The organism is Lentimicrobium sp. S6 (assembly GCF_013166635.1).
Lineage (GTDB): Bacteria > Bacteroidota > Bacteroidia > Bacteroidales > UBA12170 > UBA12170.
The window spans coordinates 97,067-110,841 of sequence record NZ_JABKBZ010000005.1 but is presented as its reverse complement, the minus strand read 5'-3'; the positions used below and the strand labels follow the sequence as shown (position 1 = coordinate 110,841).

The window sequence follows — 13,775 nt, the reverse complement described above, 5'->3', positions numbered from 1 at the left end:
CAAACAACAACTCTATTTAGAACCATAAGATATTTTCATCAAAATCTGATACTTCCATACTCAATTCAGGAATATTTGTACTTTTGGCGATTGAATCAGCTTTAAAAAGATGTACGAATATATACAAGGTAAATTAGTTGAGAAGAATCCCGCCTATGCCGTCATAGATTGCTCAGGTGTAGGATATTACGTAAACATTTCTTTAAACACATTTTCCCGTATAGGAAAAGAGGAAAGCGTAAAGCTTTTTATTCACTTTATAGTTAGAGAGGATGCCCAAACCTTATTTGGCTTTTTTGATACTTACGAAAGAGAAGTTTTTAGGAAATTAATTAGCGTTTCTGGTGTTGGTCCGAGCACAGGAAGAATGATTTTGTCTTCGATGACTTCTGATGAAGTTTATGAAGCTATAGATACCGGAAACGTGGCCGCATTAAAAGCCGTAAAGGGAATTGGAGCGAAAGGTGCACAAAGAATCATTGTCGATTTAAAAGACAAACTAGATAAATTGGTAACCGATGGCGATAATTTACCATTCCAACACAATACCTTTAAAGAAGAAGCGTTATCTGCATTGATAGCCCTAGGTTTCTCTAAGCAAATGGCTGAAAAAGGTTTAAAGAAAGTCTTTACTTCAAATCCTGAGATTGATAAGGTGGAAGATTTGATTAAGGCGAGCCTTAAGGTTTTATAGAAAATAAAGTGTTAATGATGAACTAAAGGTAGCAATACCATTTAGCAAAAGATATAATATTTAATGAGGTTTTTTACAAGGGTACTGCTTTTACTATTGTTTACTCTGATGTTGCTCATCCCCAATTTTTTAATCCAAAAAATATGGGCTGCACCCATCGGGTCTACCTTATTTTTAAATCCACCAGATAGTACCACTACCGATACTACAAAAAAGGTTGATTTAAAATTTCCTTTTCAAGGAGATGATAACTTGTTTTACACCGGAGGAACCCAACACTCTAATCTTTTCCTTCAAGACCCCAAAAACATACAACAAAATGTAGTTTTCGATCCTAAAACCAACCAATATGTGGTAACCAATAAAATGGGTGAACTGGATTATCGCCCACCCCAAAGGATGGACATGCAGGAGTACAGACAGTTTGAAGAAGAACAGTCTCTAGAAAATTACTGGGCAGAACGTTCTAATGCCAATAATGCAGGAGCCAATGGAGGTATCATTCCATCTATTCATATTGGGGGTAAAGTTTTTGACAGAATATTTGGTGGAAACACCATCGACATTCGTCCTCAGGGTTCGGCAGAATTAATGTTTGGCGTGGTTAATAACAAACGAGAAGACCCTGCTCTAAACGTTCGACAGCAAAGTGTAACCAACTTTGACTTTCAACAGAAAATCCAGTTGAATGTATTGGCAAAAATTGGAGATAAAATTGAGTTTAAAGTCAACTATAATACCGAAGCCACTTTCGATTTCGAAAACAAGCTGAAATTAAAATACGAAGGCGACGAAGATGAAATCATCAAATTAATTGAAGCAGGGGATGTAACTCTTCCTTTAACCTCTACATTAATTCAAGGTAGCCAAAGTCTCTTTGGTATTAAAACCAAATTACAATTTGGGAAATTAACCGTAACTTCTGTCTTTTCGCAACAAAAGAGTGAGTCTTCATCTCTAACAGTACAAGGAGGAGCACAAACCAATGAGTTCGAGCTTAGAGTTGACCAGTATGAAGAGAACAAACACTTCTTATTGGCTGAATATTTCAAGGAAAACTATGAGCCTTCTTTAAAAGAATTGCCTATTGTTAATTCTAATATCAATATTACCAAAACTGAAGTTTGGGTGACAAACATTGGTTCGCCAACTACTGACAATAGAAACATTGTAGCCTTTCAAGATTTAGGGGAATATAACCCTTATTTCCAAGATTTGTATCCTGTAGCTGGCAACTCTTATCCTGATGACAACTCCAATACCTTAAGAACTTTTGTTGACACCAATGTGGTCAGAAATATCAGCAGTGTCACTAACCACTTACAAGGAAAAGGAATGACATCGGGTATTGATTATGAGAAAGTAGAATTGGCTCGTAAATTAAAAACCTCAGAATACTCGGTAAATACCAAATTAGGTTTTATCTCCTTAAATACCAGACTAAACCCCGACCAAGTTTTAGCTATCGCCTACCAATATACGATTATTGGGGACCCAGAACAAAAGGTATATCAAGTGGGAGAATTCTCCGATGAGGGAATTATTGCTCCAAATACGCTTATTGTAAAACTTTTAAAGAGCACCTCTGTTAATACCTCCATCCCACTTTGGGATTTAATGATGAAGAACATTTATAATATTGGAGCTTACCAAGTTAATAGTGAAGACTTCATTATGAACATCCTCTACACAGGTGGCGAGGATGGTGTTTCAAAAGGATATTTACCACAAGGAGGAGAAGATATTAAAGGAGTGCCTTTGATTGAGGTGATGAATTTTGATAATTTGGACCAACAAAGCAACCCTTATCCTGATGGAGTTTTTGACTTCATCAATAATGCTGCTACTAATGGAGGAACAATTCAGGCTTCTAATGGGCGGATATTCTTTACCATGCTCGAACCATTCGGAGACTATTTAAGAACCAAATTGAATGATGATGCCTTGGCAGATCTATATTGCTACGATAGTTTATATAGTTTAACCAAAAGTGAAGCCCAACAATATCCTGCAAAAAATAAATATCTATTAGAAGGATATTATAAATCTTCCTCTGGGTCAGAAATTTCATTAAATGCACTTAATGTTCCTGCAGGTTCAGTACGCGTGACAGCAGGTGGAATTCCTTTAACAGAAAATGTAGATTATACCGTAGATTATACTTTGGGTAGAGTAAGAATTATTAATGAAGGTATTCTGAATTCAGGAACACCTATTAATATCTCTATGGAAAGCAATTCTGCTTTTGCCATTCAACAAAAGAGAATGATGGGAGCCCATTTCGATTATGAAATGAACCCCAATTTACATTTAGGTGGTACTATTTTAAACCTAAGTGAAAAGCCAATCACTCAAAAAACCAATATTGGTGACGACCCTATTAATAATACCATTTGGGGACTAGATATGAGTTACCAAAAAGAATCGCGGTGGATTACAAAAATGGTGGATAAATTACCATTAATTGAAACCGATGCCCGTTCATTAGTAACCTTAAACGGAGAATTTGCTCACTTTTTACCTGGTCATAGCCGTGCCATAGGAAACAGTGGTACATCATATATTGATGATTTTGAAGGAACAAAATCTACTATAGATTTAAAAATGGTTTCCCGATGGGTATTAGCCAGTACTCCTCAAGGCCAAATAGATCAGTTCCCTGAAGCAGCACTTAATACTGGACTGAATTACGGTAAAAACAGAGCAAAACTAGCTTGGTATATCATCGACCCATTATTCTACGATCAAGGAAATCTGCGTCCACCAAACATCACTGCCGATGAGCTATCAAAAGACGAAGTTAGACAAGTATTAGAAAAAGAGGTTTTCCCCAATAAGGAAACCCCCAATGGATATCCAACCAACATTCCGGTATTTAACTTGGCCTATTATCCTACTGCAAAAGGACCATATAACTACGATGTAGAACCCGTTGCTGGAGGTACTGCTGGTATAGATGAGTTTGGAAACCTATTAGATCCTGAAAGCAGATGGGGAGGTATCATGCGCGAAATTGAAACCTCAGATTTTGAGTCTACCAATGTTGAATATCTCGAATTTTGGATTATGGATCCATTTGCTAACAATCCAAATAGTACTGGTGGAGAATTATATATTAACCTTGGAGATGTTTCGGAAGATGTTTTAAGAGACAGCAGAAAAGGATTTGAAAATGGTTTACCTGTTGATGAAATAAAAGTAGACGTGGACACTACCATTTGGGGCTTGGTTCCATCTTTACAATCTTTAGTTGATGCCTTTGATAACAGACCTGAAGCCAGACCTTTTCAAGATGTCGGATTCGACGGTTTAAGAGATGACGATGAGCGAGGATTCTTCGAAACACAATATTTAGATATAATTGCTAATAAATATGGTGCTGCATCTGCGGCCTATGCCAATGCTAATGCCGACCCATCTGGTGATAACTTCCACTATTTTAGAGGCTCGGATTATGATAACGATGTGACATATGAGAGTATCCTCGAAAGATACAAAAAGTATAATGGACCTGATGGCAACTCCCCTGCTTCAGAATTCTCCAACGAAAATTATTCTACTACTGGAACTACACGACCTGACGTAGAAGACATCAATAGAGACAATACCTTAAGTGAATCTGAAAGATATTTCCAATACGAAATCAGTTTAAATCCTGATGACATGGAAGTGGGACGAGGATACATCACCGATATGCGTGTTGCAGATAATGTGAAATACGAAAATGGTGATGAGATCACCACCAAATGGTATCAGTTTAAAATTCCGATTAAAAGACCCAATAAGGTGGTTGGCCAAATCAGTGATTTCAATTCCATCCGTTTTATGAGGATGTTCATGAAAGGATTTAAAGAGCAAACTATATTACGTTTTGCTACTTTAGAATTGGTAAGAAGCGATTGGAGAAAATATGAGTATAGTCTGCTCTCCCCTGGCGAATATATCCCGAATGACCAGCAGAGCGGTACTGTTTTTGAAACAGCTGCTATCAATATTGAAGAGAACGGACAAAGAACACCTATCCCTTATGTATTACCTCCGGGTATTGATAGAGAAGTAAATATTGGAACTACAAATTTACAGAGACAGAATGAGCAATCCATGCAAATTCTCACTTGCGGATTGGTAGATGGAGATGCACGAGCCGTTTTCAAAACCACGGACTTCGACTTCAGAAGATATAAACGCTTAAAGATGTTTGTACATGCTGAACGATCCAATATAGATGATAATTTAGAGGATGGTGAATTAACCTTATTCCTTAGAATGGGTTCTGACTTCACTGATAACTACTATGAATATGAAGTTCCATTAAACTTAACAGATTGGGGAACTTCTGATCCAAATGCCATTTGGCCTGATGCTAATAGCCTTGATATTGAGCTGGAAAAACTAGTCGATACCAAATTAAACAGAAATATAGCAGAAAGAGCCGATGCGGAGAATATCAGCCTGATATTACCCTATTCAGAAATGGATGGAAACAATATTATTACCGTCTTAGGTGCACCAAGCCTTAGCGATGTTAGAGCCATTATGATTGGTATTAGAAACCCTAAAAAACAAGGGGTAAATGATACTGAAGATGATGGACTACCAAAGTGTGCTGAAGTTTGGGTAAATGAATTACGAGTAACTGATTTCGATAATAAATCGGCTTGGGCGGCCACTGCAAGAGCTAAGGTTGACTTAGCTGACTTTGGTAATGTGATAGTTTCAGGAACCCACAGTACTGCTGGATTTGGTGGATTAGAAAGTAAAATTAATGATCGCCAACAAGAAGACAATACCAATTTTGATATCGCCACTAACCTATCTCTTGGTAAACTTTTCCCAGAAGAATGGGGAGTAAAAGTACCTATGCACTTTGATTATTCTGAATCTCGTTTAACTCCAGAATACAATCCCCTAGATCCTGATATCAAGTTTGATAAAGATCTAGATTCATATGCCAGCAAAACACAAAAAGATTCTGTAAAAGCACTGTCTCAAGACGTGACTATTCGTAAGAATATCAACTTCATCAATGTAAGAAAAGACAGAACAGGTCAGAGAATGACCAAACAGAAACCATGGGACATTGAGAACTTTGATGTTAGTTATAGTTACTCTGAGATATTCCATAGAAGTATTGATGTGGAATACCATCTTCAGAAAACATACAGAGGAGGTTTAGGATATAATCTAGCTCTTAATCCAAAACCTGTAGAGCCTTTTAAAAAGATGAAAATCTTTAGAGGAAAATCTCTAAAAATTATTCGTGATTTCAATTTCTACTACATACCCAAGCTCTTCTCTTTCCGTATGGATGTGAACAGAGAATATGCTGACAAGCGAATGAGGAATAAGAGTAAAGGCGATGTACCCATGCGCTGGACATGGACCAAACGCTTTGATTGGAATAGAAATTACAATCTAAAATTTGACTTGACCAGAGGTTTAAAATTGGAATACTCTGCCCAAGCCAAAGCTAGTATAGATGAGCCCGCTGGTAGAATTGACCGTGGAGACGCCAATTATATGGACTTCTATCGAGATAGTGTCTGGTCGAGTATCGTAAGTGGAGGAAGAATGAATCAATTTGACCAATCTATATCCTTGAATTACTCTATTCCAATCAATAAGATTCCTATTTTCGATTGGATAACGGCAAATGCCCGATATCAAGGGGATTATCATTGGACTGCAAGTCCACAAAGTCTTCAAGTGAGGCTAGGAAATACTATTGAGAATTCTAACACCCTCTCCTTAAATGGTAATATCAGAATGGAGAAGCTTTATAACAAAGTCCCATACCTGAAAAAGTTAAACCAAAAAAGTAGAGGAAGGAATAAGAAACAAAGCTCAGCCAGACGGGGTGCTACAGGAAGAGGAGGCAATGAGCAAGCTCAGGATACCACCAAGAAGAAATCTGAAGTATTTAAAGTCATTGCTGACAACTCATTAAAATTCCTTATGATGTGGAAAGATGCTTCTGTAACTTGGTCGCAAAGTAAAGGTAATCTTATGCCAGGCTTCTATCCAGAGCCAGGAGCCATAGGTAATAATTGGTCACAAATGGCACCAGGCATAGGATATGTATTCGGTTGGGAGAACGACATTACCAAGTATTCCGATCACATCTATTGGCTATCTCAAGACAGCAGTTTAAACACCCTGAACTTCGATAAATACAGTACGAATTTAAATGCTCGAGCTACCTTTGAACCTATTAGAGATTTGAGGATAGAATTAACGGCTACCAGAACTTATAGCTATACCAGACAGAGTTATTATAAATACGATAGTGACTTTGAGATATTCCAAGAATATACTCCAATGGAAAGAGGAAGCTTTAGTATGTCTTTCTTAACCATTGGTACTTCTTTTGATAAAGTAGCCGATGATAATAGCACTAAATCTTATTCTAAAATGAAGGAATATCGCCTTCAAATGGCCAAAAGATTAGCTGGCGAAAACCCATATTATAATGGAGGAACCATCGATTCTACGGGATTCCCTTCAGGATATAGTGCTTCTTCACAGGATGTGCTTCATGGTGCTTTTGTAGCTGCATATACCAACCGCTCTCCCGATGCTATTCCTATGAATTATTTCCCTAAAATCCCATTCCCTAACTGGAGAGTGACCTATAAGGGATTAAGTAAGATTCCAGCATTGAGAAAACTATTCAAAAACGTAACCGTTACTCATAGTTATAGATCAGCTTATAGTATTGGTTCATATGTTAGTAATGTAAATTACGACGACGTGAACGATATTGGTCATCCAAGCGCCTTAAATACCAATGGTGATTTCATAAATCAGTACGACATGACCTTATTGAGTATCTCTGAGCAGTTTAGTCCATTGATTAAGCTGGATATGACCTGGAATAATAGCTTATTAACCAATTTAGAATTTAAGAAATCGAGGAATCTATCATTGAGTTTTGTAGGTAATCAGTTGACAGAGGTTACGAGCAATGAATACATTATTGGACTAGGATATAGAATTAAGAATGTGAAATTTGCCATTAAAACCCTTGGAAGTAAAGGAAGTAAAAAGCAGCTTAATTCTGACTTGAACTTAAAAATTGACTTCTCTGTTCGTGATAATATGACCATCCTCAGGAGGCTAGATCAAGATATTGACCAGATTAGTTCCGGACAAAGAATCACTTCTCTGAACTTCTCGGCCGACTATATGGTAAGTCAGAAGTTTACGGTAAGATTATACTTCGATAGGATTATGAATAAGCCTCATGTAGCCAATCAGTATCCTAATTCCACTACTAGTGGTGGGCTGAGCTTGCGCTTTACTTTGACGCAATAAAATATTCTCCGATACTATTAAATATGGACTCCTCCGAAAAGGCTAAATTGGGAACCTGCTATTTTCATCCGCCTTCAAAAGCATTAAACGAGGTTATTTATCATGGCTATTATACCGATGCTCCTCATGTTAAATCCTATAGAGGAATTATTGGTCTATCAGTAGCTAATTTCGACCTGATAGAAGAAGAAATATTTATTCCTAGAGGACTTTTGTCTACTATCATCCATATTTCTACCTCAGTGCTTAAAGTTGCTGTATTCCTTCTGATTCTGATGAAAGTAGATTTACATTTGTTCTGGGCTTCAGTAATAGCTTTTAGCATTAGCATGATTTCCTCACAAATTATTCACCTGATATTTAGAGTGAAGCCAAGAAACTTATACTTATTCAACCTTTCCTCTCTGGCCGACTTCGCCATTTTCCTGATCCCACCCACACTTGTCCAGCTTTTATTACCCGAATACTTAGTTTGGTCTATTGCCTTCTCATTCTTTATTCTTTTTTTTGTAAATAATTTTACTTGGAAGCTTAAAAAGTATAGCTACTACACTTACCCTGAAAACCTATTTAACCTGTACAAAGAAGGCTTTAAACATGGCTACCATCCTCAGTTTGATAATTACCTAGGCTATTTAATTAAGCCTTTACGTTGGTTTTATTAATCCGTCATACTCACGCTATAAAAATAAAAACCCCATAGCTGAAGCTATGAGGCTCTTATCATCAACTATAAAAAATTCCTAATTATTGATCATGATCTTTTTTGTGAACTTCTCTCCCTCTAGTATAAATTCTATGGTATACATTCCAAAATCTAAACCTGAAACATTTATTCTATCGAAATCACCATTTATTCTTTGACTTAATACTTGTTGTCCTTGTAGGTTATAAATGTTGATATCCGCATCACCACAATTGCTGATACTGATAAAATCAGAAGCAGGATTGGGATATATAGCGACCCATTTGCTCACTTCATTTATAGAAACAGCCATCAGATCTATTTTATTACCATTATAAATTTCTCTGCTCTCCAAGTTTTGTACGAATACTACCAATTCACTATTATCAACCACCCAGCTTGGGTCTAGATTAATATTGATTTGCTTTTCTTCCACTTGATCGGATAAATCTAATTGCACGCCCATAGCACCATTATAAATACTTCTTTCCACAAAATCTAACTCGTCAAAGCCCTGCCAACTTTCTGGAATGTGTGACTCAGCCAAAACCGCTATTAATGCTATCTGATCTCCTTCAAGTGGAGAACCTGATTCCATAGAGATATTAGCAATTAAAACATCCCCTGAAAAAATAATATCTTCGATTTCCACCGAAACTGCTGCAGGGATAGATAGTCTATCTTGAACTATAGGAAGATAATTATCGTACATACTTTGCGAAGCACTACCTCCCACAAATTGTTCAACACCATCAAATACAACAGTTGGATATCCACTTACTTCATAATAATCTAATCGCTCCCTTCCTTGAGTAGTTTCGTATTCATCACCACTATGGTAAGCTATCACAGCTACTGGCCATGCATTCTCCACTAACTCATCTAAACCCATGGCTGCTCCAGGACAATATCCACACCAAGTTCCTGTGGCTTCCTCGCAAACTACTAGTGTTCGTTCTGCATTGAGGTAGACCACATCGAAGGATTGAGTGATGGTATTATCATCTGGATTTTCATCTCCTTCTGCGGTAATAATAAGCTCTGCTAGATAAGCACCTTCTTGTGCTGTCCAGTCCTCAAAATTTAATTCCTGATTTGCACCTCCCTCAATATTTGAATTAATCTCTGAAACATAAGCCGCATCAGACCCTTGATAGAAAGTAAGAACAGCAGTAAAATCAGTACTTAAATACCCCCAATTTTCCATATAGGCAAGCGGTGAAACAATATCGTTAGGCTGAATGATAGCAGGAAGCTGCAATTCACTTGCTACTAAATTAATTTCGTTAGATGGATAAAGTCGCACTTCATCAAAAGCAAAAAACTCTAAACTGCTTGAGTTGCCTTCAAATACAAAAGAGAATTGGAAACTTGAAGAACCCACATGATCATTATCAATAACTATTAACTCAGTTTCTCCAGATTGTGAACCTGTAATCTCCTTTACCCAAGCATCTTCCCAATCGGTTCCATTTATCGAGGTCTGAACCTTGAAGTCATAGGAACCAGAAGTCCAGTTATGAAAGTGTTTAAATTTCAGCGTTAATGAAGCTTGGTCTTCACTATTTATTACTGGAGAAACGGCTCTAGCGACACCAGTAAAAGGGTTGGAAGTATTAGGATAGAAAATAGATTCCCAAAAATCCCCTCCAGTATAATCTGTTGGCCAATGGTACCAATCATCTAATCCTTCACCATCTAAAACCCATTCTAAGGCGGGAACCGACACCCAGAAATCTTCTGCTAAAAGGTATCCATCAAAATAATAGGCTGCAGCATTTGATACTGCGGCTATGCCTTCACCAGATGTATTAATACCCCTCACAAAATAAACATAAGTTCCAGGGATTTCTACTTCTTCAGTAAAAGTGAACTCTGTTCCTTCTACAGTATGTTCCCAACCGTCTACTCTTATTATTTTATAGGCACCAACTTCACCATCAAAATACGCTCCATGAGCCCCAACAGAAGGCGCAGACCAAGTAAGGGTAGTGGTATTATTATTGGTTACAGTTAAAACAACATTTTCAGCCTCACCAGGAGTATCTAAACCAACCCAAATTGGAGGATCGTTATAAATAGAAACACTTGACCCCTCACTATTATGAGCCGTTAATGAATAAACATACAAGCCTGGTTCTGGTATATCAATTTGAGCAGATGCTACTTCTCCTATAACTGGGTCAATAATAGTATATGCCCACATATCGTTCATAAATACTGAAATAGAATCTAATTCGGTAAGTGGATCACCATCTGCTTGCTCACTAGGATTCGTCCAAGAAACAATAGCATGATTAGCCCCCATTTCCCCTGGAGTTATTTCTAAATTTGTGATATATGCTGGCCAGTCTGATTGAACATCATCGGCAACAATCACAACATCATCAATCCCGAGCATGGTATATGCAGGACAAGAAGCAGGAGCATTAAAAGCAATATGCATGTTGCCTTCTACTCCACCTAAAGCGGTTAAGGTACCTTCGGTAGTCCATTCTCCTGAGTTGATATCTACAATATTTAACAATGTGAATGTGGCAGGATCAGTAGGGTCAGTCATGGTTCCTACTTCTATTTTCATTCCTTCAACACTAGAAATCATCTTATGACTAAATGTTAGGCTCGATGCTGTTGTTAAATCTATTTCTGGAGTGATCAGAAGCATATAATCAGAGGGGTCTTGTTTAAAATAAGTAATCGCATCCGCTTCAGGATAAATATAATTCCAATCAGTTCCACTAAAAGTAAACCAGCCTTCTGCTTCAATATCTGTCCAACCATTAAAGTCTTCCTCAAATACGACTTCCTGAACGCTTTTTTGGTTACTTTGAGCAAATACCCCCAGTTGAATAATAAATCCTATTAAAATTAAAAGTGTAAATTTTCTCATCATTTATTGTTTTTTATTTCTGAGAAACCCAATTCTGGCTTCTCCATTAATTTCTTTAATACATCGTTCTGGATTTTTTTCTTCTTAAGAAATTGTCTGATTTCATCTAAGTCATCATCCAACTCCTTATCCGGATTTTTTACCTCTGGCTTTTTAATTGACATCATTTTTAGTTTTAAAGCACAAACATATGATCTCAAATACTCACTATCAAAAAAACTGCCCCTACAAAAATGCATGAGAATGTATTATCTACCCCTACATTAACTGTACAAGATTTATACACCACTGATTATGTATACCTTGTATATTTTTCGGGAAACTGTAATTTAGTGGATTCCACTTGATATCACAACAAGTCTACCCCAAATATTGAATGAATGCATACTGGATTTTAACTTAAATCTGGCTAAGGAAAGTAATTAGATTCACTTGAGAATTAACTAAATCTAATTTTTTGCGAAGGCGGTACCTAGCCGTTTCTAGGGTATTTATACTTTGCCCGGTGAGCTCAGATATATCCTTGGTGGTCATGTTTAGTCTCAGGAAAGCACATAATTTCTGTTCACTTGGCGATAGGTTTGGGTATTTTTCGAGCAGACGAGCATAAAAACCACTATGAACTTGGGAGAATCGTAATTCAAATTCATCCCAAATTTCATCATCAGTACTGTTTTGAAGTTCCTCCACTATTTTTTTTATGGCATACTTCGTTTCTTCCTTAACTGCTTCTTCAGCCACATGAAGAAGTTTATCTGTCATATTGCTAAGAATCTCGTTTTTCTTCATAAGCGACATCACATGAAGGGTGAACTCTTTATTCTTATGTTCTAACTTTTCTTCCAATGCAGACTTCTCTAACTCGGTATTCTTAGCTTTAACTCGTTGACGAGCCCATAATAAAACAATAATAACCAGAGCAAATACTAGACTTAATATAATAATGATTTTAATAAAATCGCTTTTTTGCTGCTTAATGCGGTCCTCTTGTTCTTTCTTCTCGAAATTATATTGCATTTCTAATTTTGAAAGAAGGGCTTTATTTTTCTCCACATTTAAGCTATCTCTGGCCTCTATAATCTTAAGTGTATATCCATAAGCAGATACGGTATCCCCTTTTGCTAAATATATATCACGATATAATTCATAGGCATCAAAAGCAATCTTTTTCATTTGATGCGAATCGGCTTTTTGAAGAGCTAGTTTAGCATAATCAAAAGCCAAATCAAATCTTTGCTCATGTATATAAAAAGCTCCAATATTCAAATGACATTTCGCTTGCCAAATGGTATTGTCTAGTTCTTGAAAGATGATAAGTGCTTTATTGAAATACATTAAAGCTTCCTCAGATTGATTAAACTCCTGACTTGTCAAACCCAAATTCATATAATTAATACCTACCCATTGTTTATTTCCTAAATCCAGGTTTATTTCAATGGCCTGTTTAATATAAGATTGAGCTTTTTCAAATTCTCCTTTATTACCATAAACAGCTGCAATATTATTTAGCCCTCTGGAAATGCCAACCTTATCGTTTATTTCTTTGGCCAGATTTAATGAATTAAAATAATACTCCAATGCTTTATCATAGTTTTCTTGATCAAAATACACATAACCAATACTGCTGGTAGCCATGGCCATTCCTTCTTTATCTTGTATGTTTTCGAATGTTTTAAGTGAATTAAAAAAATGCTCAGAAGCTTTTTTATAATCTCCTAAATCAACATAATTCAAACCCAATAAGCGATATGACATAGCCAACTCAGCATGCATTCCATTTTTCTCTGCCCATAACTTTGCCTCAGTAGCCAATTCCAAAGCAGATTTAAAATCTGTCATACCCCAATAAATCTCAGACATAATAATCAAAGCCTGCACCTCAGCGCTTTTGTCATTTCTATTTTGAGAAATAGACAGCGCATCATCTACATACTTTAAAGATTGCTCCGGATTATTATTCATAAGTTCTTCAGCTAATTCCAATAGAAGGATGAGTTTTTCAGGCTCCGATTTACTATAGTTTAATGATAAACTTAAACTATCTACTCTATTTGAGTTTTGGGCAATAACAGGAGGGATAGCCATAATCATGGCTATAAGAACAAGAACAAATTGAAGGTGAATAACATTCCTTTTCATATCCAAAATAATTTGAAGAACTCAAACAATCATCAAATTTAATAAGTATTTAG

General features: G+C 36.6%; 6 protein-coding genes. 3 read left to right on the top strand and 3 right to left on the bottom strand.

The genetic code is table 11. The features are described 5' to 3' along the window. Positions 1 to 109: 109 nt before the first annotated feature. From ruvA to HNS40_RS03610, 3 genes are all read left to right on the top strand, one after another. Positions 110 to 694 carry a Holliday junction branch migration protein RuvA gene (ruvA, locus tag HNS40_RS03620; RefSeq protein ID WP_172277762.1) on the top strand — a complete coding sequence of 195 codons (585 nt, stop codon included), beginning with the start codon at positions 110 to 112 and terminating at the stop codon, positions 692 to 694. Between the two features lie 63 nt (positions 695 to 757). Then, positions 758 to 8,008: a cell surface protein SprA gene (gene sprA, locus HNS40_RS03615; protein ID WP_172277760.1), complete on the top strand. Its 7,251-nt coding sequence runs from the start codon at positions 758 to 760 to the stop codon at positions 8,006 to 8,008. Between the two features lie 23 nt (positions 8,009 to 8,031). Then, entirely contained in the window at positions 8,032 to 8,673 is a 642-nt protein-coding gene (locus HNS40_RS03610; RefSeq protein ID WP_172277758.1) for a hypothetical protein, read from the top strand. A 78-nt stretch (positions 8,674 to 8,751) separates the two neighbouring features. Here the strand turns inward: HNS40_RS03610 and HNS40_RS03605 are convergent, their stop codons facing one another. The 3 genes from HNS40_RS03605 to HNS40_RS03595 form a co-directional block, all read right to left on the bottom strand. Continuing rightward, entirely contained in the window at positions 8,752 to 11,583 is a 2,832-nt protein-coding gene (locus tag HNS40_RS03605; RefSeq protein WP_172277756.1) for a T9SS-dependent choice-of-anchor J family protein, read from the bottom strand. Then, entirely contained in the window at positions 11,583 to 11,747 is a 165-nt protein-coding gene (locus HNS40_RS03600) for a hypothetical protein (RefSeq protein ID WP_172277754.1), read from the bottom strand. The genes HNS40_RS03605 and HNS40_RS03600 overlap by 1 nt, the downstream gene beginning before the upstream one ends. Positions 11,748 to 11,982: 235 nt before the next feature. Next, the gene (locus tag HNS40_RS03595) at positions 11,983 to 13,722 is read right to left on the bottom strand and encodes a tetratricopeptide repeat protein (protein ID WP_172277752.1); all 1,740 of its coding nucleotides are present in this window, start codon (positions 13,720 to 13,722) and stop codon (positions 11,983 to 11,985) included. Between the last annotated feature and the right edge of the window lie 53 nt (positions 13,723 to 13,775).

Excerpts from the sequence above, each read along its gene's own strand:
- sprA (WP_172277760.1), top strand. The coding sequence starts at position 758 with ATGAGGTTTTTTACAAGGGTACTGCTTTTACTATTGTTTACTCTGATG.
- HNS40_RS03595 (WP_172277752.1), bottom strand. The coding sequence starts at position 13,722 with ATGAAAAGGAATGTTATTCACCTTCAATTTGTTCTTGTTCTTATAGCC.
- HNS40_RS03600 (WP_172277754.1), bottom strand. The coding sequence starts at position 11,747 with ATGTCAATTAAAAAGCCAGAGGTAAAAAATCCGGATAAGGAGTTGGAT.
- HNS40_RS03610 (WP_172277758.1), top strand. The coding sequence starts at position 8,032 with ATGGACTCCTCCGAAAAGGCTAAATTGGGAACCTGCTATTTTCATCCG.
- HNS40_RS03605 (WP_172277756.1), bottom strand. The coding sequence starts at position 11,583 with ATGAGAAAATTTACACTTTTAATTTTAATAGGATTTATTATTCAACTG.
- ruvA (WP_172277762.1), top strand. The coding sequence starts at position 110 with ATGTACGAATATATACAAGGTAAATTAGTTGAGAAGAATCCCGCCTAT.